We start from the raw sequence: 26,463 nt of genomic DNA on the forward strand, positions 1-26,463 counted from the left end.
CGGTTCCACATGCCAAACAGCTAAGGTGCGCGGGGCTTTCAGCGTCTCACCAAAAAGTTTGACGGTCAACACGATCACACCCCGTATTGGGGGGCAACCCGCTGTCGCGCGGCTCTGGGGCGGCTGCGCTGCGACTCGTGTGGGGCCCTGGGGGTGTGGAGATCATCCTTATTCCGGGAGCCTGCCACGACAAGCCGTTCTTGGCAACCACCAGGCCGTTTCCGCTCCCGGCAGGTGCCAGAGGCATGCGCCGCGGCTTCCGGCGGGGTCCTCGCGCCGGTGACCGTCACCGGATGGCGAAGCCGTCGTAGATCCCCCGGGGCGTGTCCCAGATCTCAGTGACTCCGTCCACCCGCCCGGGTGTGTCGTCCCCCTGGAGCCAGCTGAGCAGACCCTCGCACGCGGATCTGGGGCCCTCCGCGACCACCTGGACCCGTCCGTCGTCCAGATTGAGAGCAAAACCACTCAGGCCGCCGATCTCCAGCGCCCTGGCCCGCGTGAACCAGCGGAAACCGACACCCTGGACGCGCCCGCGTACCCAAACAACCACTCGTGCAACCTCGTTCATGCGTGCACGCTAACCGGACAAAGTCTCTCCGGGCACTTCCTCCCCTCCCGCCATGCGGTACCGTCCCGGTCCAATGAGTCTCATATGAAACTCACTCTTTCGAGTGAGGGACGCTGACCGAAAGATCGAGGAAGGCCAGGAGATGGGACGCCACCGACGCTCCGCCGCCGGCCGCGCCGCCACAGGCCGCGCCACCGGGGTCACCGATACGTACGGACCCTCTACGGAAAGCTATGGGCCGGAGAACCTGTACGGGTACGCGGCCATCGCCGACCTCCCGAGCACGGCCGCCGCGCGCTCGCACCGCAGGAGGAAGGCCGCCACGCCCGTTCGCACGGGTCTGCTCGGTGTCTCGGCGGCCGTCGCCCTGGGCACCGTCGCCGTCGCGGCCGGAGTGGTGCCCGGCGCGAAGGACTACGCGCTCGGCGGCGGGAGCAACAACTCCGACAAGGTGCAGGCCGTCGGTTCCCCCTCCAGCCAGGAGACCCAGCAGGGCGGCACGTCGGGCAGCGCGGACAGCCGCGACGACCAGTCGACGAGCCGCGACTCCGACCGCGCCTCCTCCCCTTCCGCGCCCGCCTCCACGTCGGTGCCCACCGCGCCGGCGGCGACACCCACCCAGAAGCCGGTGACCACCGAGCCGGGCGAGACCGCCGAGCCCAAGGAGCCCTCGGCTCCGGTCTCCGAGGTCGCGCGGCCGAAGGCGCCGGTGGCCACCGCCCCGGTGACGGTGTCGGCCGAGGCCGCCGCGGAGGCCGAGGTGCTCAAGCTGGTCAACGACGAGCGGGCCAAGGTCGGCTGCACCCCGGTCACGGCGAACAGCGCCCTGACGGACCTCGCCCAGTCCTTCAGCGACGACATGGCCCTGCGTGACTTCTTCGACCACACCGACCCGAGCGGGCTCAGCCCGTGGGACCGTGCGGCGAAGGCGGGCATCACCGCGCTCGGCGGCGAGAACATAGCCCGTGGCCAGGCGGACGCGGCCGCGGTCATGGACGCCTGGATGAACAGCGAGGGCCACCGCGCCAACATACTGAACTGCGACTTCAAGACCCTGGGCGTCGGCGTGCACCTCGCCGCGGGCGGCCCCTGGTGGACGCAGGACTTCGGCTACTGAGATAATCGCAGGTCAGAGCCCCAGGTACTGCCTGGGGCCGTCTCTGGGCCGTCAGGCACCGATCAGTCCGGGAAGACACGGTCCACGGCGGCCCGGGTGCGAGTTCCGCTTGTCGGCATCAGGTGGGTGTACGTCCGCAGCGTGAATCCGGGGTCGTGATGACCGAGGTACTCGCTGAGTGCCTTGATGCTCTCCCCCGCGTCCAGGAGCACCGAGGCGTAGAAGTGCCTCAGCGCGTGCATTCCGTTGTCGCGTCCGGTCTCGACTCCAGCGGCCCGAAGCGCCGGCCGCCAGACCCGATCGTTGAATCGGTTGCGGTCGAGCGGAAGTCCCGCGGGACCCGTGAAGAACAGCGAAGCCGTCACGGGTGGCCCGTCGAGAGCCTTCCAGGGAAGGGTGACCCGGACAGCCGGGCACGCTTTGAGGTGAGCAGCCAGGGCACGAGCCACCGAATCGGGCAGCGGTACGTCCCGCTCCTTGCCGCCCTTGGGTGGAGCGAAGATCGGTCGGTGCAGTCGCAGCAGCTTGACCTGCCGAACGACGTGCAGCGTTCCGTTGGCGAAGTCCACATCCTCCACCGCCAGGCCGAACGTCTCCCCTTGTCTCAGCCCACATCCGGCGGCGAGGTTGACGAGGGCCGCGTACCGCTCCGGCAGCGCCGAACGGACCGCCAACAGGCGCTCGACAGACCAGGGCTTCACCTTGCGCGGCTCAAGCCGAGGCGCCCTGACCGACCGGGCACGGCACGGGTTCTCCCTGATCACCCGATCCTCAACAGCGGCAGTGAACACCGTTGAGACATGGGCGAAGATGCCCCGGCGGTAGCCGGCGGAGAGGCCCCGGTCTTCCAGTACCCGCAACCAGACCCGGAGGTGTGACGGGGTGAACGACGCCATCGGACGCACACCGAGGTGCGGGATCGCGTGCAGGCGTAGACGGCTCTCCACCGACTCGCGGGTGAGAGGATCCGTGATCTGCGAGGCTATCCACCCAGTTGCGTACTGTTCGAACGTGACCTTGCCCGCGTCAGGAGCGACATAGTCGCCGCGCGACATGTCCGCCTCGATGTTGGTGAGCCAGCGTTCGGCCTCTCGCTTCTTACGATCGGGGAAGCTCTTGGACTTCTCCGAGCCGTCCGGTCCGATGTACCGGGCGCGATAGCGCAGACCGGTCCCGTGTCGATCGGTCTTGACCTTGACCGTCTTGCCGCCAGCGCCTGGCTCGGTCTTGTACCAGCGGTCCTGGATGTGTCCGGCCATCAGGCAGCCCCTTCCACGAGGGACTGCACCCAGGACTGAACGTCTGCCGGGTCGTACCGAAGGTGCCGCCCGACGCGGAAACCGCGGGGCCCGGTGCCTTTGCGGCGCCACTGGTAGACCGTCTCGACACTTGGCAGCCGGAACATGACGACCAGGTCTTCCGGGGTGAGGTACTGGACGGGCATGGGCCCGGTCATGCGCACACCTCCCAGCCGTCAGGCTCGGGCATCTCGGCCAAGGCTTCGCGTGCGGCGTCTCGGTTCGTCTGGATGTCCTTTGCGATGGTTGCGGCGAGCCAGGATTCGCCGGGGGTGTGGCCGTGTCCGGCGTAGGTCCAGTGGGCGAGCACGAGCGTGGAGCCCTCCGAGTCGTCGAGATCCTCGGAGAGCCCGCGCTCGCGGCGTTCCTGCCGGGCGCGGTAGTCGGCGCGCACCTGGCGCAGGGCACCGAGGGTGGTGGAGTAGCGGCGGGACTTGGTGGAGAAGTGGCCGCGGAAGCCGAGCATGTGGGACCAGTGGGCGAGCATCCGTTCCGGGTAGGCGTCGTTCAGGTCCCAGCACGCTTCGATCAGGCGCCGGGTGTGGCCGGGCAGGGGCAGCTTGTCGAGTTCCGAGAGTTCCCCGACCCGGCGGTCGACGGTGCCGGTTGTCTCGGCCGCTTTGGTGGCGTACTTGGCCACGTAGGAGGCCACGGCCTGTTCCGTCAGCTCCTCGTTGCCGAGGGCGCCGATGGGCTGCACGTCGACCTGTGAGCCCCACCGCAGTACTCGGGCGGGGAAGTCCCCGGCAGCCGCAAGAGGAACAGAGACCCGGTCGGCAGCGGCACGGATCGCGTCGTCCAGGAGCGCGACCGTGGCCCACGCCGGCGGGGAGGTGTCGGGCCCGTCCGGACCATCCATGCGCACCACCGCGTGGAAGTGGACAGCCCCGCGCTTCTGGAACTCGGCGACCTTGCCGAAGGAGACCCGACACACCTCCTTCAAGGCGGCCTGCGTCAGGCCCGCGTGTGCGGCGATCTCCCGGCGCAGGTAGATCGTGAACCGGCGCCAAAGGTCCCCGGCATGGTTGTTCCACAACACCGCGCCCGCATAGTCGTACCGAGCCGGGTCCAAGGCTGTGCCGAGTGCCGGATCGTCCTCCGTATGGAAGCTCCCGCAGCGGCAGCGGCCGGAGGCGGGCCGGTTGTGGACGGGGCCGAACGAGGGCGCGGTGAGGGTCGCGAACACGCGGGGGTGATCCCGGACGATCGTGGACACGCCCTTGTTCACGTCACCGATGATCCCGGCACGGATCAGGTGATAGGTGTCCCCGGCGTAGGTCCAGGCGCACGACGGGCAGCGCGAGGCCCGCCGGTTGCCGCACGCGACCCGTAGCCGTCCGCCAGGCTCGTCGGCGGTGCTGTAGGAGTAGAGGACGTCACCGGTCGCGCGGTCGCGGGTGACGGTCTGGCCCATCAGGTGAATCGGGTTGGCGCAGCCGCCGGTACGGCGGACCTGTTCCTGCCAGCGGTCGAAGCCGGGCGAGTTGGCCACCCGTAGCAGGTCGGCGAGGGTCAGGGGGTCGGTGCCCATGGAGGCCGCAGCGCCAGCCACGGCCTCCGGGGCGACGGGGAAGTCCGTCACGCGGCCACCGCCAGCGGGGCCGGGGCGGGGGTGTAGCCGAAGGAATGGTCGCGCGGGCAGATCAGGTCACCGTCGTGGGTGACGATGGACAGGCCGTCGATGTCGACGCGGACCCAGGCCGGGGCGTGGGTGCCGCAGGCGGGGCAGTGCGGCGACCGGGCTGGTAATGCGTCCAGCAGGTCGGCGCAGGAGGCGAGCACGCTCATGCCGCCACCTCCAGCACCGGCGGGGGCACGAGCGCGGTGAGACGGGCGACGTGCGCGGCGAGCCGCTGCTTGGCGCCGTCGCTGATCTCGTCGTCCGTGATCTGACCGGGCGCGTACTCGTTGAGGCCGGAGCCGTCGCAGTAGCCGCAGAAGATCTCCAACGGGTCGCAGTCCTCACCGGCCCAGCCGGAGCCCTCGCACCTGACGCAGTCGGCCCAGGGGCGCGAGGTCAGGAAGAACAGGCATTCGGCCGGATCAGCGCACTGAGAACCCATGCAGGCCGGGCAACCGCGCTGAAGCAGGACATGCACCGTCAGGGGAGAAGCAGGCATGATGGAGGTTCCCTTCGTGGGATCAGGGGAGCGACGTATCTGCTTGGCGGTAGGGCGTCGCTCCCTGCTTTTCGTCCTAGGCAAAAGGTTATAATGAGTATGACGACTCGACAAGGAGGTTTGACGGCCCGTCTTCACCTGGCTCAAAGGGGCATGGTCTACTTGTTCTATCGAGTAGACGGAGAGAGTAGATAGCTATGGCCAGCTACCAGGGACGACCGGCGTACGTGCAGGTTGCCGATGACATCCGGCAACAGATCACGGATGGCACACTCCAGGCGGGAGACCGGATCCCCTCTGAGGCTGAGCTCATGGAGGACTACGGTGTCTCGCGCATCGTGATCCGCAACGCCATGGAAGTCGTGCAGAACGAAGGCTTGGTCATCAAGCAGCAAGGGCGCGGCACCTTCGTGCGCGAGCAGCGACCGCTGCGCCGGCGGGTACTCGGCGATCTCTACGGCAAGCGGCCAACAGGCTCACCGATGAAGCGCGCCACAGAGTCCGAAGGCCGTCGTTCAGAGTGGGAGTACCAGAGCCGCCGGACCATGGCGACGAAGGCGATTGCCGATCGGTTGGCCCTTGAGCCTGGAGCTCCCGTTACGCGAACGACGTACCGCTTCTTCGCTGATGACGAACCCATCATGCTGTCGACGTCGCACGAGCCCCTTGAGATCACAGAGGGGACGCCGGTGGAGCAGCCGGAAGGCGGAACCATCACAGGCGTGGTTCCTCGCATGGACTCGTTGGGCCTTCACATCACGCACGTCACCGAGGACGTGAACGCCCGTGCGCCACGACCGTACGAGAGCGAGGCCCTTCAAATCGGCCCCGGCGTACCCGTGATGGCGATTACCCGGACGTACTACGTCAACGATCGCCCGGTCGAGACTGCCGACATCATCGTTGCGGCCGACCGCTACACGCTGACCTATCACGTCCCCGTGCCGCCTTTGAGCTGACCAGCACAGTTACAGGTTTCTCTACCTCATCAAGCCCCGGCTCCGCTCCGCTCCGCCGGGCGCGCTACCGGCTCCGCTCCGCGCGACGCTCCTGCCTTCGGCCCGCTCCGCGCGGGCTGCGCCGACGCGCGCCCTGGAGAGGGTTGCCCGGCGGCATGAGGTGAGAACCCGTCGTGGCCGGGGCGGTCGGCTCCACGGCTTTAGGCAGCCACTTTGGGGCGAGCCTCTAAGATCATGGCCCCAACGTCGTGCTTTAACGGGCAGGTCCACAGACTGCCCGACTCGCCGGAAGCTTAAGGGGCCATGATCACTCGCCCCAAAGCAGCTCCAGCCCAAAGCCGCTCCGCCGACCTTCGCTTTCATCACCGGGAGACTGTGTGAGACGCGTATCGATAGCCGCCCTGGCTCTGTCGCTGACTGCCCTGCTTGCAGGGTGCTCGCAGGAAGAGCCCAAGCCGCTGCATCCCACTAGGTCGCCAGGGGAAGCGGCCTGGTACGAGAGCACCAAGAAACAGCAGCAGGAGTACTGCGCCGCTTACCGAGCGCACGACCCGCAGCACCCCATCCACGTCCCCTCGTTCGCCTCAGCTATGTCCGAGGACGAGTTCGCCGACGACTTCTACAACGCAGTGAAGAAGAAGTGCACGCCAGCCTGACGGGGCACATGCGCTGTGCAGCGGTGGGAGGTGCAGCAACCACGGCAACCGATCGTGGCCGGCGTCGCCCATCAGCGCTCTCAAGGCAACCCTGAAAGCGTCGTGCCCCAGACGTGCCCGATCCAGCGGGAAACAACGGTGAACCGCAGGCACTCACGGACAGCAGGCAACGCAACGACCCCTGACCGAGTTACCTGGTCAGGGGCCGTTCACCTGCGGTGGGTGTGGGATTTGAACCCACGGTGACTCGCGCCACGACGGTTTTCAAGACCGTGTGCAGGACCCGGACCTCCGACGCAGCCCCCACGCCCTGAACCGGCCACTCACGAAGATGCCGACGCCGGCGGACAGCGCAACCAGCACAATGGAGGCCCCGCCGCCCAAGGTGACGTGGCGACCCTCGGGTGCAGATGACCCCAAAAAGGCGCAGATGCCAGCGAATGTCGCGACCGCCACGGCAAGGCAGATTGCCATTTCAGCCCACCACATCTTCAGCGTCGGTCGAGTCGTCATGGCGCAGTTGTACCTCACGCCTTCCTGCCGTACCGCAGCGAGGTACAGCAACCATCGCGACCGAATTCAACCGCGAGCAGCCCCCCATGACCGTCTGACCAGCCGAGCAGACCCCAGTGACCGCCCCGCCCATAGTTCGCATCGAGGGGCCGCGGGGCGTGCCACTTCCGTGCCAGAACGGACGGGGACTCACGGGGAATCGAGGTTCGTCAGGGTGCGCACCGCCCCACACTGCCCAAGGCCGGGATTCCCAGGTCACACCGGTGATCACCCAACCTCGCTCCTAAAGCGGGTGTCGCCAAGGTCACCGGGGAATCAACTGCCCCGTTTCCGTGAGGACAAGCGTGAGGCGACCCAGCCACTCACCGTCGTCCGGGTACTCCCAGTTGTCAGCGTCCGCCAGCAAGGCAGGAAGGTCGTATCGCGGGATGGAAGGACCGGGCTGGAGTCCCGGCTGGCCATCCGGAGCGGTCCAGGCAATGAGCAGGCAGACGTCAATCCAGCCTCTGTCAATGAGCGGCAGAAGGATTGCGGCAAGCTCGGTGGGGTCGGCAGATGCCAATGGTTCGTCCAGGTCTCCCCGAACGCCGGGCAGGATATCGATCTCCGTCGCATTGATCATGAATGCGCGCTCTGCTGACGACAGCTCGTCCGTTGCGGGATAGCTCACCGGGAGATCATCGCAGCTCTGGGCAAAGGTAGGCAGCGACACCGATGGCTCTCGGGCCGTCGCTGGGCCGTCTGAGGGTGGCCAATGGTGACAGACGACGACAGCGGCCGACCGCTAATGCCCAGGTCATGCGGTCGGCCGCCGGAGGGCGTGCAGGTCAGAAAGGCGGCCAATCACTTCTTCGGCTACTGACCCACCCCACGCACGATCGAGGCCGCGCCCACCGGACAACGGTGGGCGCGGCCTTTTCGTACGGGTGGGCAGCACGGCGCCGCCGTACGCGTGGCAGGCACGGCCCCGCCGTACGCGTGCCGGGCGCGGCCCCGCCGTAGGGGGCGCGTGGCGGGGAGTCGCGGAGGCACCCGGGCGCTCCCCCGCCGGCTACGCGGCCGCGCGGCCGCGCGAGAACGCCCGTGCCGCCTCCGTGACCCGGCGGCCGAGATGTTCCGCCGTCGCGATGTCGGCCTTGTGCACGGTCTCGGGGCCCTCGTCCACGTTGGTCTGCGCGGCGGCGCCGGCGAAGACGCCGAGGCGGTTGAGGTCCTGCTCCGACGCGGAGCTGCTGTTCCAGCCCGGGTGCAGGCCGAGGTTGATCCAGTTCATGCCGTGCTGCGCCGCCAGGATCTGGAAGAACTGCAGGGTGTGCAGCTTGTCGCCGCTCTTGGAGCCGGAGTTGGTGAACCCGGCGGCGAGCTTGTCCTGCCAGTCCTGCCCGAACCAGCGCTTCGAGGACGCCTCGGCGAAGACGTGGAAGGCGCCGGACGCCGTGCCCATGTAGGTCGGCGAACCGAAGACGATCGCGTCCGAGGCGTCGAGGCGTTCCCACTCGGCGTCGGTGATCCCGTCGACCTTGATCAGGTGGACCTCGGCACCGGCCTCGGCCGCACCGGCACGGACGGCCTCGGCGAGGACAGCGGTGTGGCCGTAGCCCGAGTGGTAGGCGATGGAGACGACAGGGGTGCTCACGATGGGACTCCTCCAGGTGAAGACAACGAACAGAAGGAAAGCACTAACTTCTAGTTAGTGCAACCTTCTGGTTAGCGCTGTCGCGGAGTATGGTGATCTCATGGAAATCACCGTGCCGGCCGCCGAGAGCGGTGAGTGTCAGGACCTCGCGTACAACGTGTTCGCGCGCAGCTGCCCGTCCCGGGGCACGCTGGAGCACGTGACCGGACGCTGGGGATCGCTCACGCTCGGAGCGCTGCACGGCGGCACGTGCCGCTTCAACGAACTGCGGCGCCGGGTCGACGGCGTCAGCGAGAAGATGCTGTCCCAGACGCTGCACGCGCTGGAGCGCGACGGCCTGGTGCACCGCGACGCCCGGCCGACGAACCCGCCACGCGTCGACTACACCCTCACGCCGCTCGGCCACGAGGTCGCGGAGCGTCTGCTCACCCTCATCCACTTCCTGGAGGGGCGCATGGACGACGTCCTGGAGGCGCGCGAGCGGTACGACGAGACGCGTGAGGCCCGGGAGAGCTGAGCGGACCGAGGGGCCCGAGGCTCCGCCCGTCCGGTGCCGTCGCGGCGAAAGCGCGCCGCCGGCGTCAGTCCGTGAGCCGCGGCGGTCGCTGGCAGCGCGGGCAGAAGTAGCTGGACCGGTTCATCCAGGCGCGCCGGCGCATGGGCGTGCCGCACCGGCGGCAGGGCTCGTCCTCGCGCCCGTAGGCGTCGAGTGAGCGGTCGAAGTAGCCGGACTCGCCGTTGACGTTGACGTACAGGCTGTCGAAGCTGGTGCCGCCGACCGCGAGGGCCTCGTTCATGACGTCACGGATGTGGCCGAGGAGTTCGGCGGTCCGCGGCCGGGTGAAGCCGCTCACCGGGCGTTCGTAGTGGAGTCTGGAGCGCCAGAGCGCCTCGTCGGCGTAGATGTTGCCGACGCCGCTGATCAGCGACTGGTCCAGCAGGGCGCGCTTGACCGTCGTACGGCGGGCGCGCAGCGCGGCATGGAACGCGGCATCGTCGAACAGGGGGTCGAGCGGGTCCCGGGCGATGTGCGCGATGACGTCGGGCAGGCCGTCCGGGGTGGTCTCGTGCAGGGAGAGGCCGCCGAAGGTGCGCTGGTCGACGAAGCGCAGTTCGGTGCCCTGGTCGTCGTCGAAGCGGACGCGGATACGCAGGTGCTTCTCGTCCGGGGCGTCCTGCGGCTGCACCAGGAGCTGGCCGCTCATGCCGAGGTGCGCGAGCACGGAGAACGGGGAGTCGTCCAGGGGGAGCCAGAGGTACTTGCCGCGGCGCATCGCCGGTCCGACGCGCTGCCCGGCGAGCGCCTCGGTGAAGCCTTCGGGCCCTGTCCGGTGACGGCGTACGGCCCGTGGATGCCGTACCTCGGCCGAGGCGACGGTCCGTCCGCTGACCCAGCGCTCCAGGCCACGCCGCACGACTTCGACCTCGGGCAACTCGGGCACGGCGCTCCTTCGGGGTGTGGTCGCGGGGATGCCCGAACCCCGCCGCGGCACGGATGCTGCGACGGGGTTCGGGCCCCGCGGTTACCGCGGTACCGCTGTCACTGCTGGTGCGGCCGTCCCCGCGGGACCGCTGACACCGCTGGTGGACGGGTCCGCGGTCGCCGCGGGTTCTGCCGGCGTTCTTGCGAAGGAATCAGGCCGTGGCCGGGTCGCTCGTCGGAGCCGAGGGGGCGTCGGTGGCCTCCTCGGCGGCCTGGGCAGCCTGCTGAGCGGCCTGAGCCACCTGCTCGGCGGCCTGGGCCGACTTCGCGCGTTCGTCCGCGTCCGAACGGATCGCACGCCACGCGGACTCCGCGGCCTGCTGTTCCGCCTCCTTCTTGCTGCGGCCGGTGCCGGTGCCGTACGAGACGCCTCCGACGCGGGCGGCAGCAGTAAAGGTCTTCTCGTGGTCCGGGCCGGTCTCCGAGACCAGGTACTCGGGTACGCCGAGCCCCTCGGTCGCGGTGAGTTCCTGGAGACTGGTCTTCCAGTCCAGGCCGGCGCCCAGGTTCGAGGACTTCTCGATCAGCGGGTCGAAGAGCCGGTGGACGAGCTCACCCGCCGCGTCCAGACCCTGGTCGAGATAGACCGCGCCGATCACCGCTTCAAGGGTGTCGGCGAGGATGGATGCCTTGTCCCGGCCTCCCGTGCCTTCCTCGCCCCGGCCGAGCCGGATGAAGGAGCCGAGTTCGAGGCCGCGGCCCACTTCCGCCAGCGCACGCGAGTTGACCACCGCGGCCCGCAACTTGGCCAGCTGGCCTTCGGGCAGGTCGGGGTGGGTGCGGTACAGCGTGTCCGTGACCACGAGGCCGAGCACGGAGTCCCCGAGGAACTCCAGCCGCTCGTTGGTCGGCAGACCGCCGTTCTCGTACGCGTAGGAACGGTGGGTCAGCGCACGCACCAGAAGGGCGGACTCGAGCTTGTACCCGAGCCGCCCTTCCAGAAGCGTGTGGGACGAGGCTGTGTTCTCCGCCTTTTTCTTGGCGTTTGGTTCCGCCTTGGCGTCAGACATCAGACCTCTCACCGGCCGCTCAGACCTCGAGGACCTGGCGCTTGTTGTAGGTGCCGCAAGCCGGGCACGCGATGTGCTGCAGCTTGGGCTCGTGGCAGCGCTCGCACGCAACCAGGGTGGGGACCGCAGCCTTCCACTGCGACCGGCGGTGGCGCGTGTTGCTGCGCGACATCTTCCGCTTCGGAACAGCCACGGCTACTTCTCCTGCTTCTCGTCGGCGTGCGCTGATGGAAGCGCGCCGCCGCTCAACTCGTCCTTCTCGCCGTCTCCGGATGAACCAGCGAGTCCCTGCAGTGCCGCCCAACGGATGTCGACGGCGTCGTGGTGGTGGTCCGGGTCGTCCGCGAGCCTGACTCCGCACTGGGAGCACAGGCCGGGGCAGTCGTCCTGGCACACCGGCTGCATCGGCAGTGCGAGCACCACCGCATCACGCAGCACGGGTTCGAGGTCGAACAGGCCGTCCTCGATGAAGAGCATGTCCTCGCTATCCGCGGATTCCCCGGCGTCGTCGGCCGGCTCCGCTTTGGCGCGGCCCCGGTCGTCGGCGTCGTGGTACGAGAACATCTCCTGGAAGTCCGCGGCGAGCGACTGCTCGAGCGGCTCCAGACACCTTACGCACTCCCCCTCGGCCTGTGCACGGGCGGTGCCTGTGACAAGCACACCTTCCATGACCGACTCGAGCCTGAGTTCGAGCTCCACCGGGGCGCCTTCCGGCACTCCGATGACTCCCTGGATCCCGAGATCCGCGGGGGCGTCGATCGTGCGGGTCAAGCGCTGCAACGCACCAGGACGCCGGCCCAGCTCGTGTGTGTCGAACACGAATGGGTTGCGGTGGTCGAGGTGGGTGTTCAGAGCCGTTCCTGCTTTCGATCTTCAAAACTCCAGGGGCCGCCGCCCCTGGTGTTCCCGGGCAGCGGTGATCGCGGACGTACACGCGACCGAAGAGCCAGGATACTGGACCTTTCGCTCTCGGCCCAATCCGGTGTCAGCGCCCCTGTTCGTACGCCCGCAGCTGCTCGGCACTGATCATGGTGGTGTCGAAGAGGCTGGTCTCGTCCAGGGTGTTCGCCTGCGGGTCCATGGCGTGCGTCTGCTGCTCCGGATAGCCCTGCCGGCCGCCCTGGTCGTACGCCTGCTGCTGGTCGTAGCCGTGCTGCGGGTAGGAGGCGTACGGGTCGGCCTGCTGGTAGCCGTACGCGTCCTGCTGGGCGTACTGCTGCTGGTAGCCGTAGGGGTCCGCCTGCTGCTGCTGTTGGTACGCGTAGGCGTCCTGCTGTTGCGCGTAGGTCGGCTGGGCCGGCACCTCGGGGGTCTGGACGGGCCGCTCGGGGACCTCCGCGAGCTCGGCGAGACCGGCCAGGTAGTCGGCGTCGCTGGTGTGCTGGACGGGACTCCCGTCCTCGGCGAAGGCGCCCAGGTCACCCAGGTCGTCGCTGGCGATCCGGCCGTGCAGCTTCTGGCGGCCGCGGCCCACGGCCTCCAGGGTCTTGGCGAGGACGGCCTCGAAGGCGCCGAGCTTCACGTCGACGTACTCGTCCGCGTTGCGGCGCAGCGTCTCGGGGTCGTGGCTGCGCTCGGGGGCGTCCTCGTCCTCGTAGCCCTGCTCGTCCATGCCGGGTCCGGTGCCGAGGAGCTTCTCGCGGCCCCGGCCGACGGAGCCGAGCGTCTTGGTGAGGACGACCTCGAAGTTGGCGAGCTTGGAGTCGACGTAGTCGTCGGCCTCGACACGGATCTCCTCGGCCTCCTGGCGGGCCTCGGTGAGAATGCGGTCCGCCTCGTTCTGGGATCGGCGGGCGACCTCGGTGTCGGAGATCAGGGAGCCGCGCTCGGCGTGCGCGGTCTCGATGATCCGGTCGGCCTCCATGCGGGCCTGCTCGACCATCTGCTCGCGGCCGCCGATGAGCTCCTCGGCCTGGGCGAGGGAGCCGGGCAGGGCCTGGCGCACCTCTTCGAGCATCGAGAGCAGCTCGGCGCGGTTGACCACGCACGAGGCCGACATGGGCATGGAACGGGCGCTGCCGACCGCCGAGACGATCTCATCGAGCTTCTTCTGCACGTCCACCGTGTGCTCGCCACTCTCTACAGCTGTGATGGAGACGGACGGTTCGACTGTACGACCACTCCCGCCCCGCCCGACACCGGGTGACGCACTGTCAGGCCCTCACTCCTGGCCGAGCCGCCCCTTCAGCGCCTCCAGGACCACCGGCGGGACCAGGTGGGAGATGTCGCCGCCCCAGGTCGCGACCTCCTTGACCAGCGAGGAGGAGAGGAAGCTGTAGGTGGGGCTGGTCGGGATGAACAGCGTCTCCACGCCCGAGAGGCCGTTGTTCATCTGGGCCATCTGCAGTTCGTAGTCGAAGTCGCTGACCGCGCGCAGTCCCTTGACGATGGCGGGGATGTCCCGCTGCTTGCAGAAGTCGACGAGCAGGCCGTGGTAGGGCTCGACCTGGACGTTGCCGAACTCCGCGGTGACCTCGCGGATCAGCTCGATCCGCTCGTCGACGGTGAACAGGCCCTGCTTCGACTGATTGATCATCACCACGACGTGCACGACGTCGTAGAGCCTGGAAGCGCGGGCGATGATGTCGAGGTGTCCATTGGTGATGGGGTCGAATGACCCCGGACAGACGGCGCGGCGCAACTGTGGTCCCTCGCTCTCCGGTCCGGTCATCGTGCGTCTTCGCACGTAGAGGCGGCGCGACCGTACCAAAAGGTCCCCTCGCCGTAACGACGGGCCCGGAGCGCGTCAAAACCGTCCGGCCAACCGAATTCGCCGCCTCTGGTGCTGCGCTCCACGGTGACGAGCGCTTCGCCCGCGAGCCAGCCCTGCGTCCGGAGTGTGAGCAGAATCTCGCGAAGATCGTCGTCCGGTACGGCGTACGGCGGGTCGAGGAAGACGAGGTCGTACGGTTCCGCGGGCGCCGGCATCTGAACGATCTGTTCCGCTTTGCCCTGCCTGACCTCGGCGCCGGGCAGGCCCAGTGACGTCACGTTCTCCCGGATGACGCGGGCGGCGCGGGCGTCGGACTCGACGAGCAGGGCGTGTCCGGCACCGCGGCTGAGCGCCTCCAGGCCCACGGCGCCGGAGCCCGCGTACAGGTCGAGCACGCGCTCGCCCTCCAGCGGGCCGCCGAGCAGGGACTGCCAGGTGGAGAAGAGGCCCTCGCGCGCCCGGTCGGAGGTGGGCCGGGTGCCGGTGCCCGGCGGGACGGATAGACGGCGTCCGCCGGCCCGGCCGGCGATCACGCGGGTCATGAGGGTCCTTTGCGCTGGTGATGTGTCGGCGCCAGTCTCTCAGCCGGAGCCCCGATCCCGCCTCCCCGCCCCACGTCCGGGATGCTGCCCGGTCCGGACCCGGGGTGGTTCCCGGACCGGCGCGCGGAGTTCCTCCCGGTCCGGCGTACGGAGTTCCTCCCGGTCCGGCGTACGGGGTGGTTCCTGATCCGGGGTCCTTCCCGGACCGGGGTCCTTCCCGGACCGGGCCGGCTCCGCCGCCCGCGTGGCCGGTGCTCTTCCGCACCCGTAGGGGCCTGTCGGCCGTTGTCGGCGGCCCCCGCAGCCCGTCGACCCTCGCCGGCAGCCCTCGTCAGCCCCCGCCCGCGTTCCCGGCAGCCCCCGCCGACAGTTCCCACCCGTCCCGTCGTCACCCGCGGGCCGTTCCCGTCAGCCCTTGTCGAGGTACTGCTCGCGTTCCTCGTCCAGGAGCGCCTCCAGAGCGGTGCGCAGGCCCGGGAGTCCGGCGAGTTCCGGGTCGGCGGCGACCACCGCGGCCGCCTCCTCACGGGCCTCGGCGATGATCTCCTCGTCCTCGATGACGGCGAGCATCCGCAGCGACGAGCGGACGCCGGACTGGGCCTGGCCCAGGACGTCGCCCTCACGCCGCTGTTCGAGGTCGATGCGCGAGAGTTCGAAGCCGTCGAGTGTGGACGCCACCGCGTTCAGCCGCTGACGGGCCGGGCTCGCCTCGGGCATCTCGCTGACCAGCAGGCAGAGTCCGGCCGCGGAACCCCGGCCCACCCGGCCGCGCAGCTGGTGGAGCTGGGAGACGCCGAACCGGTCGGCGTCCATGATCACCATCGCCGTGGCGTTCGGTACGTTGACGCCGACCTCGATGACGGTCGTGGCGACCAGGACGCCGGTCTCGCCCGCGGCGAAGCGGCGCATCACGGCGTCCTTGTCGTCGGGTGGCATGCGGCCGTGCAGGACCTCGACCCGCAGTCCCTGGAGGGGGCCCTCGGCCAGCTGCCGGGCGATGTCGAGGACGGCGAGGGGCGGACGCTTCTCCGCCTCGTCCTCGGGCGACTTCTTCTTGCCGCCCTTCTTCGGATCGTCCTCCTCGTCCCCGATCCGGGGGCAGACCACGTACGCCTGATGGCCGTTGTCCACCTCCTCGCGTACGCGCTCCCAGGCGCGGGCGAGGAAGTGCGGCTTGTCCGCGGCGGGGACGACATGGCTGGCGATCGGTGAGCGCCCCGCGGGGAGCTGGTCGAGGACGGAGGTCTCCAGGTCACCGAAGACGGTCATCGCGACCGTGCGGGGAATGGGCGTGGCGGTCATCACCAGGAGGTGCGGGGGCTGTTTGCCCTTGCCGCGCAGGGCGTCGCGCTGCTCGACACCGAAGCGGTGCTGCTCGTCGACGACGACCAGGCCCAGGTCGTGGAACTGCACCTTGTCCTCGATCAGCGCGTGTGTGCCGATGACGATGCCGGCCTCGCCCGTGACCAGGTCGAGCAGCGCCTGCCGGCGACCCGCGGCCCCCATGGACCCGGTGAGCAGCACGACCTTGGTGGAGTGCTCGGCGCCGCCGAGCATCCCGCCCTCGGCCAGCTCGCCCATCATCTCGGTGACCGACCGGTGGTGCTGTTGCGCGAGCACCTCGGTGGGCGCGAGCATCACGGCCTGCCCGCCCGTGTCGACGACGGCGAGCATGGCGCGCAGGGCGACCAGCGTCTTGCCGCTGCCGACCTCTCCCTGGAGCAGCCGGTGCATCGGATGCTCCGTCGCCAGGTCGTCGAAGATCTCCTTGGAGACCTTCCGCTGGCCCTCGGTGAGGGTGAAGGGGAGCTTGGCGTCGAAGGCGGTGAGCAGGCCGTCCGGCCGGGGCCTGCGGGCCACGGCGGGGAGTTGGGCGTCCGCGTGCCGGCGGCGGGCCAGCGCCACCTGGAGCACGAAGGCCTCGTCCCACTTGAGCCGGGCGCGGGCGTCGGCGATGTCCGCCTTGGTGTGCGGGCGGTGGATCTTCAGCAGGGCCTCGGGCAGGGCGACCAGGCCACGGCCCTCCCGCAGGGAGTCCGGCAGCGGGTCGACGGCTTCCTGGGCGCTGGGCAGCACCGTCTGGACGGCCTTGGCGAGCTTCCAGGACTCCAGCTTGGCGGTGGCCGGGTAGATCGGGATGAGCGCACCGGCCCAGGAGTCGATGCTCTCGGCGGCGGCGGCGGTGTCGTCGGCGCCGTCGCCGCGCAGTGGTTCGTACGCCGGATGGGCCAGTTGCAGGCGGTGGTTGAAGACGGAGACCTTGCCCGAGAACATCGCGCGGGTGCCGGGCAGCAGGTCCTTGTGGGGCTTGTGCACGCCGTTGCCGAAGAAGACCAGCTGGAGGCGGCCGCTGCCGTCCGTGATGGTCACCTCCAGGCGCTGGCCCTTGCCGCGGGGCGCCTTGGAGGAGGCGAAGGTGAGCAGGCGCGCGTCGGCGACCTGGGCGACCACCGTCACATGCTCGTCCATGGGCAGGTCGGCGAGGTGGGTGAGCTGACCGCGCTCCTCGTATCTGCGCGGATAGTGGTGCAGGAGGTCACCGACGGTGTGCAGGCCGAGATGCTCGGCCATCACCTTCGCGGTGGGGGGACCGAGCACCTTCTTCAGTGGTTCATCGAGCGCGGGCACGAGATCCATTGCACACCACACCACCGACAATGCCGTATACGTCCTGGAAATCCGCTGGTCAGGCGGCTCGTTCCGGGCCTAGGATGGCGCGCTCCGGACCTCTTCGCGGTCACCGTCCGCCGGGACCGCCCGACCCCGCGCCGTCGCCCGTCCCCCCACCCTCGGCGCAGCGACGATGGACTCCCAGACCTCACAGCCCTCACAGGCATCCCCGTCACCCCATTCGTTCCAGGTCGACCTGCGTGGTCTGGTGGACCTGCTCTCCCATCACCTGTACTCGAGCCCCAAGGTCTATCTGCGCGAACTGCTGCAGAACGCCGTGGACGCGATCACCGCCCGGCGTGCCGAGCAGCCGGACGCGCCCGCCACCGTGCGGCTGCACGCGGCGGACGGCACCCTGCGCGTGGAGGACTCCGGCGTCGGGCTCACCGAGTCCGACGTGCACAGCCTCCTCGCGACGATCGGCCGCAGCTCCAAGCGGGACGACGGCATCCAGGCGGCCCGCTCCGACTTCCTGGGGCAGTTCGGCATCGGACTGCTGGCGTGCTTCGTGGTCGCCGAGCGCATCCGGGTCGTCAGCCGCAGCGCCCGGACGCCCGACGCGCCGCCCGTGGAGTGGACGGCGACCGACGACGGCTCGTACACCGTGCGCACGCTGCCGCACGAGGCGCGCGCGGAACCGGGCACCACCGTGCACCTGGTGGCGCGTGCCGGGGCCGGCGAATGGCTCACCGCGGAGCGGGTGCGGTCCCTGGCCCGCGACTTCGGCTCCCTGCTGCCGTACGACGTGCGCGTCGGCGACGAGGCGATCGCGGACCTTCCCGCGCCCTGGGACCGCGCGCACCCGAGCCCCGCGACCCGCAGGGTGGCCCTGGCCCGGCACTGCCACGAGCTGTTCGGCTTCACGCCGCTGGACTCGATCGAACTGAACGTGCCGCTCGCGGGCGTCCGGGGTGTCGCGTACGTCCTGCCGTCCGCGGTCAGCCCCGCGCAGCGCGCGAGCCACCGGGTGCACCTCAAGGGCATGCTGCTGACCGAGCGGGCCGAACAACTGCTGCCCGACTGGGCGTTCTTCGTACGCTGTGTGCTGGACACCGACAGCCTGCGGCCCACCGCGTCACGCGAGTCCCTCTACGAGGACGAGACCCTGGCGGCGGTGCGGGAGGCCCTCGGCGAGCGCATCCGGTCGTGGCTGACGGGACTCGCGGCGGGTGACCCGGAGCGGCTGGCGGCCTTCCTGTCCGTCCACCACCTGGGCGTGAAGTCCCTGGCGCGGCACGACAACGAGATGCTGCGCACGATGCTGCCGTGGCTGCCCTTCGAGACGACCGACGGACGGCTGTCCCTGGAGGAGTTCGCACAGCGCCACCCGGTGGTGCACTTCACGCGCACGGTGGAGGAGTACCGCCAGGTCGCGCCCATCGCCTCCGCACAGGGCATCGGTGTCGTCAACGGCGGTTACACCTACGACAGCGAGCTGGTGGAGGCGTTGCCCTCGGTGCGTCCGGGCGCGGTGGTCGCGGAGCTGGACGCCGACACCGTCACGGCGCACCTGGACGCGATCGACCCCGCCGAGGAGCTGGCCCTCTCGGGTTTCCTGGCGGCCGCGCGCGCCAGGCTCGACCCGCTGGGCTGCGACGTGTCCCTGCGCGCCTTCCACCCGCTGTCGGTCCCGGCCCTGCACCTGGACGACCGGGCCGCCCGTCACGAGCAGGCCCGCGCGGAGGCCGAGGAGCGGGCCGACGACCTGTGGGCGGGCATTCTCGGCTCGCTGCGCGGCAGCGCTCCGCGCGCGCGTCTGGTGCTCAACCATCTCAACCCGCTGATCCGGCGGATCAGCTCCCTGAGCGACCGGGAGCTGATCGGCACCGCCACGGAGTCCCTCTACGGCCAGGCCCTCCTGATGGCGCAGCGCCCGCTGCGGCCCGCCGACTCGGCGCTCCTCAACCGCGCGTTCATCGGCCTCCTGGAATGGGCCACCCACAGCGACCCCGGAGAGGACGAACGCCGATGAGCGGCCCGGCCATGGACTTCGACACCCTGCGCCAGGCGATGGGGGAGAACTACGAGCAGCCGGAGGGGCCCGCCCGCAACGCGCGCGCGGAACAGCTGCTCGCCGAGGCGGAGAAGCTGGACATCCCGCTCGCCGTGATCGAGGCGCTCGGGCACCAGCTGAAGGTCTACAACTACAGCTCCGAGAAGGACAAGATGTTCGTCCCCTTCGCGCGCCTGCTGCGCCTGTGGGACGAACACCCCGAGGACTTCGACGAGTACGAGATCCACTCGCTGCACTGGGTCTTCAAGTGGATGTCGGCCGGCATGCTCGACCAGCCGCACATCCCGCTCGCCTCCATAGAGAAGTGGCTCGGCGAGATGGAGTACCGCTACCGCCTCGCCGGTCACTCCGAACGGGCGGTGCGCGGTGCCGAGTTCAGTGTCGCCGCGCACCTGGGGGACCTGGAGCGCGCGGAGCGGGCACATACCGCCTGGCTGGCCGCCGACCGGGACAGCATGGCGGACTGCCACGCGTGCGAACTGCACAACCAGGGATGGTGGCGGGCCGAGCGCGACGCCGACACGGAGGCGCTGGAGCTGTGGCGCCCGGTCCTGGAGGGCGAGCACAGCTGCGCCCACGAGCCGCACACCGTACTGGCGTCCTCCCTCGTCCCGCTGCTGCGGCTGGGCCGCCCGGAGGAGGCCCGTGCCCATCACCTCCGGGGACTGCGTCTGGTGCGCCCCATGGAGAGCATGCGCACGGCCTACGCGGACCACGTGGAGTTCTGCGCGCTGTCGGGGAACGAGGGGCGGGCCCTGGAGCTGCTCGCCGAGCGGCCCGCCTACTTCACCGACTCCGGCGACCCGCGCAGCAGGCTCGACTTCATGGCCGTCACCGCGCTGGTGATGGACCGCCTGACGGGGCTCGGCCTCGGCGGACGGACGGTACCGGGACCGGCCGGGCGCGTGTGGACCGCGGGCGAACTCGCCGTCCACGCGCGCGAGGAGGCCCTTTCCCTCGCCGCGCGTTTCGACGCGCGCAACGGCACGTCGTACGTCAGCGGGCGGGCGCGGGCGCGGATGGACCGGGAGCCGCTGGTGGACCGGCTGCCGCTCGGCGTGCGCTCGGCACGGCACGTACCGACGGCCACGGCCGGCGCGGCGCCGGAAACGGACGCGCGTCCCGCGCCGGTCCCGGCGCCCGGGACGGCGGCGCGGCCGGGCGGCGACGGCCCGGAGCGGGCCACCGGGCCGGACCTGCCCGCGCTGCTCGCCGAGGCCCGGCGGCTGTCGCGGTCCCGCGGCCCGGGCGCCGTGGCGGCCTGGGCGGCGGTCTCCCGTGCCGCCGAGGGCCGGGAGCTGGAGGTCCGCGACCGCGCGGAGATCGCCGACCACGCGGCGATGGAGCGCGGGCCCGAGGGCATCGGGCTCTTCCACGAGGCCGCGGAGTTGTACGACGCGGCGGGCGACCCCGGCGAGGCGCTCGCCGCCCGCGCCCGCGCCGCCTACGTCCTCGCCCTCGTCGGCGGGTCGGAGGAGGCACTGGCGGCCGTCACCGAGTTGTACGAGAAGGCGCTCGCTCTCTTCGCGGACGGCGGTACGGGAGTGTCCCAGACGGCGTCCGTGCTGGTGGGACGGGCACGGATCCTGGTGCACCGGGTGCAGGAGAGCGGTGAGGCGGACGGGTCCGGTCCGGCCCGGCCCGGGGCGGCCGAAGCCGATGGGATCCCGGCCGCCGAGGCGGCCGTACGGGAACTGCTGGCGTTCGCCGGGCCGCACGTCGCGGACGTACGGATGGCCTCCCGGGCCGCGGAGGCGCAGGCGATGCTAGGCGAGCTCGCGGCGCGGTCCGGTGACCCCGAGGGCGCCGCGGAACTGCTCGGAGGGGCGGCGGAGGCGTACGTGGCGGCCGGGCTGCCGTCGTTCGCCGTGGAGTACGAGTCCCGGCTCGTCGGAATCGCCCGGCACCTGGGCGACGCGGCGGGCGCCGAGCGGGCCGCGCGGGCCGCGCTGGAGCACGGCGGGCCCGCCCTGGAGCCGATGGGGCAGGCGCAGCTGCACCTCCAGCTCGCCGAGGTCCTCGGCGACACCGAGCAGTTCACGGCCGCCGCGGGACACGCGCTGGAGGCCGCGCACTGGGCCGACGAGGCGGGGCAGGGGCCCACGCTCGGAGCCTGGGCGCGCCACCAGCTGGGCGGTTTCCTGCTCCGGCAGGGGCGTTGGGCCGAGGCCGCGGAGATCCTGGAGTCCGCGCTGCCCGATCTGACCGGCGACATGCATGGTGACGGTGCGATCGTGCAGACACGGTGGTGGCTCGGCGACTGTCTCACCGAGCTCGGCGAGCACAGTGCGGCGGCCGAGAACTGGTTGCGGGCCGCGGACATCGCCCAGCACTGGCCCGAGGAGCGCGATCACGCGATGCTCGCCCATCTCGCCGCCGAGGCGCTCGGCCGCGCCGGGCTGCCCGCCGAGTCGGAACAGGCGTACGCCCGCGCCGGCGACCTCTGGCGAAAGCTCGGCAACCCGCACGCGCTGGTCCGGTCGCTGCGGGCCCGGGCCTGGGCGTCCCTGCGTACGGGGGCGGGGCTGGACCGGGCGCGGGAGCTGATGGCGTCGGCGGTGCGGGAGTGCGAGGAGGCGGTGCGGACGGTTTCCGAGGCGGGTGACGAGCGGGACCCGCAGGTCCCTCTCCGTCTTGTCGCCGAACTCGGCCACACCCACCGGCAGTTCGGCGACCTCGTCGCCCGGTCCGTCACCGACGACACACAGGAGGGCGTCGCCCGGGGTCTCTTCGAGGAGGCGTTGGGGCATGTCACGCGGGCCGTATCGGTGTTCGCGTCCCTGGGGGACGAGGCGCTCGACGCGTGGACGGGGGCCGAGCTCGCCGCTGGGTGGCTGGAGGCGGATCTGCTGCGGCCCGCCGCGGCGGCCGCGCGGGCGCGCGGGGTTCTGTCCGCCTACGCGGGGGTGCCGGAGGAGGACGACGGGGTCGTGGGGGCGCGGCGGGCCGAGGCGGAGAAGATCCTGCGGATGATGGAGGAGCGGGGTGAGGAGTGACGGGTTCGACGGGGGTGACCGGGTCCGTCGTCCCCGGCCCTGACGTCTCCCGCCCGCGCCGCCCCTGCCCGACCCGTCCATGCCTGAGGGTTGCCGCCCCCAGACCCCCGCTTCGGCCTTGAGGGCCTTGTCCTCAAGCGCCGGACGGGCTGAGGGTGCGGGCCTGCGCCGGAGAGTTCGGCCCGTGCTGAAAGGCCGGGGTCATGTCCTTCAGCCCGTCCGGCGTTCGAGGACGAGCCCTTCGGGCGACGCGGGGGTCCAGGGGGCGCGGCGCCCCTGGCGGGGTCCGGGGCGGAGCCCGGGGGACGGGTCGGGCAGGGGCGCCGGGGGACGGGTCGGGCAGGGGCGGCGGGGGCGGGACTCCCCGGGGTGTGTCGGGCCGCGGGTGCTACTCGACCCCGATCAGCAGCAACGCGCCCTGCCGGCCCCCTCGATACACCACCGTGTCGACCGCCAGGTACGTCTCCCTGACCCGCGATTCGAGGCGCGCGGCGATCGCCCCGGGCGCTTCGTCGCCGAGGACCAGCGTCACCATCTCCCCACCGGCGGCGAGCATGCGGTCGATGACCGCCTCGGCCGTGGCCGCGATGTCCGCACCGATCACCGCCACGTCCCCCTCGATCAGGCCGAGAACGTCCCCGGCCTGACAGATGCCCGCCATGGTCCAGGACTGCCGCTCGGCGACGGCGACCTCGGCGTACCGGGTGGCACCCGCCGCCGAGGTCATGGCGACGACGTCCTCGTCGAAGCGCCGCCCCGGCTCGTGCACGGCCAGCGCGGCGATGCCCTGGACCGCGGACCGGGTCGGGATCAGCGCGACCCGCACCCCCTCCGTACGGGACTGTTCCGCCGCGGCCGCCGCGGTGTGCCGCAGGTCGGCGTCGTTGGGCAGCAGCACCACCTCGCGCGCGTGGGCCCGTCGTACGGCGTCCACGAGCTCCCCGCTGGCGGGCGGCTCGCCGGGCCGCGCGAGCACGGTGGTCGCCCCGGCCTCGGCGTACAGCCCGGCCAGTCCCTCGCCGGGCACCACGGCCACGACGGCCCGCTGCGCCCGCTCCCGCGGCGGCAGCCCCGCCGCACCGGCGGTGTGCGCGTCGCCGAGCCCGAAGTGCGTGATCCTGATGCGGTGCGGCCGTCCGGCCTCGACACCCGCCTCCACCGCGGCGCCCGCGTCGTCCACATGGACGTGGACGTTCCACAGTCCGTCGCCGCCGACGACCACGAGCGAGTCCCCGAGGCGGTCGAGGCGCTCGCGCAACCGCGTCACGGCCGTGTCCTCCGCCTCCAGGAGGTAGATGACCTCGAAGGCCGGTCCTCCGTCGTCCGGCCGGTCGTCCGCGCATCCGGGGTCGGCGTACCCGGCGGCGTCGCCGGGAGCGGGACGCGCACCGCCGGCCACGCCGGCCTCGGTCACGGGGCCGGCCGCCACCGCCACGCGCGCGTGCGCCTCGCCCAGCGCCCACCCGGCGCGCGGGGACTCCCCCGTGAACGTCTCCACCAGTGCCGCCAGCACCGCGACCAGCCCCCGGCCGCCCGCGTCGACCACACCGGCACGGGCCAGCACGGGAAGTTGCGTGGGGGTCGCCACGAGAGCGGCCCACGCTCCGTCGTAGGCCGCGCGCGCGACCGTCGCGCAGTCGCCCTCGGCACCTCCGGCCGCTTCGGCGGCGGCCGCGGCGACGGTGAGGACCGTGCCCTCGACCGGGTGCGCGACGGCCTCACGCGCGGAGTCGGCGGCCTGCCGCAGGGCGAGACGCAGTCCCCCGGCATCGGTGTGAGCGCTCTCGCCGTCGGCGGCCAGCACCAGCGCCATACCGCGCAGCAGCTGCGCGAGGATCGTCCCGGAGTTGCCGCGGGCCCCGATCAGCGCCCCGTGCGCCATCGCCCGCACCGCGTCGGCGAGCGTGGGCCGTCCGCCCGCCGCGCTCGCGCGGCCGGCGCCCGCGGCGGCGACCGTCTCGTGGCCGGCGAAGACCGCCTCCACCGCCGCCGCCGCCGACTCCACGGTCAGATAGAGGTTCGTCCCGGTGTCCCCGTCGGCCACCGGATAGACATTGATGGCGTCGATCTCCTCGCGGGCCCGTCCCAGCGCCTCCAGCGCGAGGCCGCACCAGGTGCGCACCGCGAGAGCATCCAATGTCTGCGGCACCTGCGGCACCTGCGCCTCCCTTGAGCTGCTGGACTGGGACGCAGCGTAGACCCAGAGCGGGTTACTGACGGTAGCGGGTCCGGAGGAGGGCCGGGGCCGGCCCCGGGGGCCGCCATGGTAGTTTCGTTCTCCGGACGCAGTCGTTGTATGCTGCTCCAGTTGCCCGATTCCGATCGGGCCTTCCCCCTGGCACCGCCACTCAGATCCTAGATCTTGATCCCGGCATGCCGGGATCCACCGTAAGTGCATCTGAAGTCTTTGGAGTGACCCGTGGCTGCCAACTGCGACGTCTGTGGCAAGGGGCCGAGCTTCGGCAACAACATCTCGCACTCGCACCGCCGTACTTCCCGCCGCTGGAACCCCAACATCCAGCGTGTACGTACCGTGGTGAGCGGGACGCCGAAGCGCGTGAACGCTTGCACCTCGTGCATCAAGGCCGGCAAGGTGACGCGCTGACAACCGCCAGCGCGCGGCCACTGCTGGTTCGCTTGCACTGAACCCGTCCACCTCACGGTGGGCGGGTTTTCTGCTGTCCGCGCGCGAGGCCGGGGGAAGGCACGGCGCACGCCCTCGACGCGCACCGCACCGGCCCCGGCCGTCTCACGACTCGATGTCACCGAAGTGGTCCCAGCCGCCCTTGCTGGTCCACGGCGCGCCGTCCACCGTGACCTGCGGCAGCGCGGAGGGGTTGAGGACCTCGCCGATCACCTTCCAGCGCGCGGGCAGCTTCACGTCCGGCGGGAAGGCCGCGACGATCGCGTGGTCCTCGCCGCCGGTCAGCACCCACTGGATCGGGTCGACGCCGACGGCCTGGCCGATGTCGTTCATCTGCGACGGGATGTCGATGGCGCCCGAGCGGATGTCGATCCTGACCTTGCTCGCCTCGGCGATGTGCCCCAGGTCGGCGATCAGCCCGTCACTCACGTCGCACATCGCCGTCGCCCCGAGCCCGGCGGCCGCGGGGCCCGCGTGGTACGGCGGTTCGGGGCGGCGGTGCGCCTCGACGAAGGCCCGCGGCGAACGGAAGCCGCGGGAGAGCACCGCGTGCCCGGCCGCCGACCAGCCGAGCCAGCCCGTGACGGCGATCACGTCGCCGGGCTGCGCGCCGCCCCGCGTCACCGGCTCGTGGTTGCGCAGGTCGCCGAGCGCGGTGATCGCGACGGTGATGGTGTCGCCCCGTACGACGTCGCCGCCGACCACGGCCGCGCCCGCGACCTGGCACTCGTCACGGATCCCGTCCATCAGCTCGGACGGCCAGGTCGCCGGGAGTTCGGCCGGTACGACGAGACCGAGCAGCAGCGCGGTCGGTACGGCGCCCATCGCGGCGATGTCCGCGAGGTTCTGGGCGGCCGCCTTGCGCCCGACGTCGTACGCAGTCGACCAGTCCCGGCGGAAGTGCCGGCCCTCCAGGAGGATGTCGGTGCTCGCCACGACCCTGCGGTCGGGCGCGGCCACCACCGCGGCGTCGTCGCCGGGGCCGACCCGGACCGCCGGGGTGGTGGTGAGACGCGAAGTGAGCTCCTTGATGAGCCCGAACTCCCCCAACTCGCCCACGGTGCCCTTCATCGTCGTACTGCTCCCTCTGCCGCCACCGGTGCCCGGTAGCGAGCCGTCTCTGTCCTCGGTACGGTCGAGTTGACCGTCAACTTGTGCAGTCCGCTCACCCCGGCGCGCAAGCCCCAGTCACCGCGGGTCTCCCCGCGGCGAGCGGCGACGCGATACCGTGGCGTTCCTTTTCCCCACATGATCCTCGTGGCCGCCCTGGAGGTTCCGTGGTACAGGCGTACATCCTGATCCAGACGGAGGTCGGCAAAGCGTCGACCGTCGCCGAAACGATCAGCAAGATCCCGGGGGTGATCCAGGCCGAGGACGTGACAGGACCGTACGACGTGATCGTGCGGGCCCAGGCCGACACGGTGGACGATCTCGGCCGCATGGTGGTCGCGAAAGTCCAGCAAGTGGATGGCATCACCCGTACCCTGACCTGCCCGGTGGTGCACCTCTAACCCCCGTCTACCC

General features: G+C 71.0%; 26 protein-coding genes and 1 tRNA gene. 8 read left to right on the forward strand and 19 right to left on the reverse strand.

From position 1 onward, the window contains the following. Positions 1-286: 286 nt before the first annotated feature. Entirely contained in the window at positions 287-568 is a 282-nt protein-coding gene (locus GFH48_RS12785; protein WP_153288390.1) for an acylphosphatase, read from the reverse strand. 142 nt (positions 569-710) lie between these two features. On the opposite strand from GFH48_RS12785, the gene GFH48_RS12790 reads away from it, so the two are divergent. Then, positions 711-1,685, forward strand: a complete 975-nt coding sequence (locus tag GFH48_RS12790) for a CAP domain-containing protein (RefSeq protein ID WP_153288391.1) — start codon at positions 711-713, stop codon at positions 1,683-1,685. Between the two features lie 62 nt (positions 1,686-1,747). Here the strand turns inward: GFH48_RS12790 and GFH48_RS12795 are convergent, their stop codons facing one another. From GFH48_RS12795 to GFH48_RS12815, 5 genes are read right to left on the reverse strand one after another with little or no spacing between them, the layout of a single operon-like run. After that, positions 1,748-2,944: a tyrosine-type recombinase/integrase gene (locus tag GFH48_RS12795; protein ID WP_153288392.1), complete on the reverse strand. Its 1,197-nt coding sequence runs from the start codon at positions 2,942-2,944 to the stop codon at positions 1,748-1,750. Further along, on the reverse strand, positions 2,944-3,141 hold the full coding sequence (locus tag GFH48_RS12800) for a helix-turn-helix transcriptional regulator (protein ID WP_153288393.1): 198 nt from the start codon (positions 3,139-3,141) through the stop codon (positions 2,944-2,946). The genes GFH48_RS12795 and GFH48_RS12800 overlap by 1 nt, the downstream gene beginning before the upstream one ends. Further along, positions 3,138-4,514, reverse strand: coding sequence for a replication initiator protein RepSA (gene repSA / locus GFH48_RS12805; RefSeq protein ID WP_153292885.1), 1,377 nt, complete (start codon positions 4,512-4,514; stop codon positions 3,138-3,140). The genes GFH48_RS12800 and repSA overlap by 4 nt, the downstream gene beginning before the upstream one ends. 47 nt (positions 4,515-4,561) lie before the next feature. After that, entirely contained in the window at positions 4,562-4,771 is a 210-nt protein-coding gene (locus GFH48_RS12810; protein ID WP_153288394.1) for a hypothetical protein, read from the reverse strand. Further along, positions 4,768-5,103, reverse strand: a complete 336-nt coding sequence (locus GFH48_RS12815) for a hypothetical protein (protein ID WP_153288395.1) — start codon at positions 5,101-5,103, stop codon at positions 4,768-4,770. Before GFH48_RS12815 ends, GFH48_RS12810 begins: the two co-directional genes overlap by 4 nt. Positions 5,104-5,300: 197 nt before the next feature. On the opposite strand from GFH48_RS12815, the gene GFH48_RS12820 reads away from it, so the two are divergent. Together GFH48_RS12820 and GFH48_RS12825 are read left to right on the forward strand one after the other, a co-directional pair. Further along, complete coding sequence (locus tag GFH48_RS12820; RefSeq protein WP_153288396.1) at positions 5,301-6,062, forward strand: GntR family transcriptional regulator; 762 nt, start codon at positions 5,301-5,303, stop codon at positions 6,060-6,062. A 377-nt stretch (positions 6,063-6,439) separates the two neighbouring features. After that, a complete protein-coding gene (locus tag GFH48_RS12825; protein WP_153288397.1) occupies positions 6,440-6,718 on the forward strand; it encodes a hypothetical protein in 279 nt (92 codons plus the stop codon). 214 nt (positions 6,719-6,932) lie between these two features. Here the strand turns inward: GFH48_RS12825 and GFH48_RS12830 are convergent. From GFH48_RS12830 to GFH48_RS12840, 3 genes are all read right to left on the reverse strand, one after another. Then, a tRNA-OTHER gene (locus tag GFH48_RS12830) sits at positions 6,933-7,027 on the reverse strand. Between the two features lie 508 nt (positions 7,028-7,535). Beyond that, a complete protein-coding gene (locus GFH48_RS12835) occupies positions 7,536-7,901 on the reverse strand; it encodes a hypothetical protein (protein WP_153288398.1) in 366 nt (121 codons plus the stop codon). Positions 7,902-8,282: 381 nt separating this feature from the next. Continuing rightward, on the reverse strand, positions 8,283-8,867 hold the full coding sequence (locus GFH48_RS12840; RefSeq protein WP_153288399.1) for a flavodoxin family protein: 585 nt from the start codon (positions 8,865-8,867) through the stop codon (positions 8,283-8,285). Between the two features lie 100 nt (positions 8,868-8,967). Between GFH48_RS12840 and GFH48_RS12845 the strand changes: the two genes are divergently transcribed. Beyond that, positions 8,968-9,384, forward strand: coding sequence for a winged helix-turn-helix transcriptional regulator (locus GFH48_RS12845; protein ID WP_153288400.1), 417 nt, complete (start codon positions 8,968-8,970; stop codon positions 9,382-9,384). Positions 9,385-9,448: 64 nt separating this feature from the next. Here GFH48_RS12845 and mutM read toward each other — a convergent pair whose 3' ends face one another. From mutM to recG, 8 genes are all read right to left on the reverse strand, one after another. Next, the gene (mutM, locus tag GFH48_RS12850; RefSeq protein WP_153288401.1) at positions 9,449-10,309 is read right to left on the reverse strand and encodes a bifunctional DNA-formamidopyrimidine glycosylase/DNA-(apurinic or apyrimidinic site) lyase; all 861 of its coding nucleotides are present in this window, start codon (positions 10,307-10,309) and stop codon (positions 9,449-9,451) included. A 193-nt stretch (positions 10,310-10,502) separates the two neighbouring features. Beyond that, positions 10,503-11,360 carry a ribonuclease III gene (rnc, locus tag GFH48_RS12855; protein WP_153288402.1) on the reverse strand — a complete coding sequence of 286 codons (858 nt, stop codon included), beginning with the start codon at positions 11,358-11,360 and terminating at the stop codon, positions 10,503-10,505. Positions 11,361-11,379: 19 nt separating this feature from the next. After that, the gene (gene rpmF / locus GFH48_RS12860) at positions 11,380-11,553 is read right to left on the reverse strand and encodes a 50S ribosomal protein L32 (RefSeq protein WP_006139588.1); all 174 of its coding nucleotides are present in this window, start codon (positions 11,551-11,553) and stop codon (positions 11,380-11,382) included. 2 nt (positions 11,554-11,555) lie between these two features. After that, positions 11,556-12,212 (reverse strand): YceD family protein, encoded by a 657-nt coding sequence (locus tag GFH48_RS12865; protein ID WP_153288403.1) that lies wholly within the window; start codon positions 12,210-12,212, stop codon positions 11,556-11,558. A 133-nt stretch (positions 12,213-12,345) separates the two neighbouring features. Then, entirely contained in the window at positions 12,346-13,422 is a 1,077-nt protein-coding gene (locus GFH48_RS12870) for an ATP synthase F0 subunit B (RefSeq protein ID WP_153288404.1), read from the reverse strand. Between the two features lie 99 nt (positions 13,423-13,521). Continuing rightward, positions 13,522-14,001 (reverse strand): pantetheine-phosphate adenylyltransferase, encoded by a 480-nt coding sequence (gene coaD / locus GFH48_RS12875; RefSeq protein ID WP_194280847.1) that lies wholly within the window; start codon positions 13,999-14,001, stop codon positions 13,522-13,524. 26 nt (positions 14,002-14,027) lie between these two features. Then, a complete protein-coding gene (gene rsmD, locus GFH48_RS12880; protein WP_153288406.1) occupies positions 14,028-14,615 on the reverse strand; it encodes a 16S rRNA (guanine(966)-N(2))-methyltransferase RsmD in 588 nt (195 codons plus the stop codon). 408 nt (positions 14,616-15,023) lie between these two features. After that, positions 15,024-17,252 carry an ATP-dependent DNA helicase RecG gene (recG, locus tag GFH48_RS12885; RefSeq protein ID WP_153288407.1) on the reverse strand — a complete coding sequence of 743 codons (2,229 nt, stop codon included), beginning with the start codon at positions 17,250-17,252 and terminating at the stop codon, positions 15,024-15,026. A gap of 166 nt (positions 17,253-17,418) precedes the next feature. Here recG and GFH48_RS12890 point away from each other — a divergent pair, with 166 nt between their 5' ends. Both GFH48_RS12890 and GFH48_RS12895 read left to right on the forward strand, forming a co-directional pair. Further along, on the forward strand, positions 17,419-19,257 hold the full coding sequence (locus tag GFH48_RS12890) for an HSP90 family protein (protein ID WP_153288408.1): 1,839 nt from the start codon (positions 17,419-17,421) through the stop codon (positions 19,255-19,257). Further along, complete coding sequence (locus GFH48_RS12895; protein WP_228120548.1) at positions 19,254-22,295, forward strand: tetratricopeptide repeat protein; 3,042 nt, start codon at positions 19,254-19,256, stop codon at positions 22,293-22,295. Before GFH48_RS12890 ends, GFH48_RS12895 begins: the two co-directional genes overlap by 4 nt. A 388-nt stretch (positions 22,296-22,683) precedes the next feature. Here GFH48_RS12895 and GFH48_RS12900 read toward each other — a convergent pair whose 3' ends face one another. Continuing rightward, positions 22,684-24,453, reverse strand: coding sequence for a DAK2 domain-containing protein (locus tag GFH48_RS12900; RefSeq protein ID WP_153288409.1), 1,770 nt, complete (start codon positions 24,451-24,453; stop codon positions 22,684-22,686). A gap of 261 nt (positions 24,454-24,714) precedes the next feature. Between GFH48_RS12900 and rpmB the strand changes: the two genes are divergently transcribed. Then, on the forward strand, positions 24,715-24,900 hold the full coding sequence (gene rpmB / locus GFH48_RS12905) for a 50S ribosomal protein L28 (RefSeq protein ID WP_153288410.1): 186 nt from the start codon (positions 24,715-24,717) through the stop codon (positions 24,898-24,900). 144 nt (positions 24,901-25,044) lie between these two features. On the opposite strand, the gene GFH48_RS12910 is transcribed toward rpmB, so the two are convergent. Next, positions 25,045-26,010, reverse strand: a complete 966-nt coding sequence (locus GFH48_RS12910) for a thiamine-phosphate kinase (RefSeq protein ID WP_153288411.1) — start codon at positions 26,008-26,010, stop codon at positions 25,045-25,047. 206 nt (positions 26,011-26,216) lie between these two features. Between GFH48_RS12910 and GFH48_RS12915 the strand changes: the two genes are divergently transcribed. Further along, positions 26,217-26,450, forward strand: coding sequence for an Lrp/AsnC family transcriptional regulator (locus GFH48_RS12915; RefSeq protein WP_003997603.1), 234 nt, complete (start codon positions 26,217-26,219; stop codon positions 26,448-26,450). Positions 26,451-26,463 lie beyond the last annotated feature (13 nt).

The sequence above is a fragment of the Streptomyces fagopyri genome, assembly GCF_009498275.1.
GTDB lineage: Bacteria > Actinomycetota > Actinomycetes > Streptomycetales > Streptomycetaceae > Streptomyces > Streptomyces fagopyri.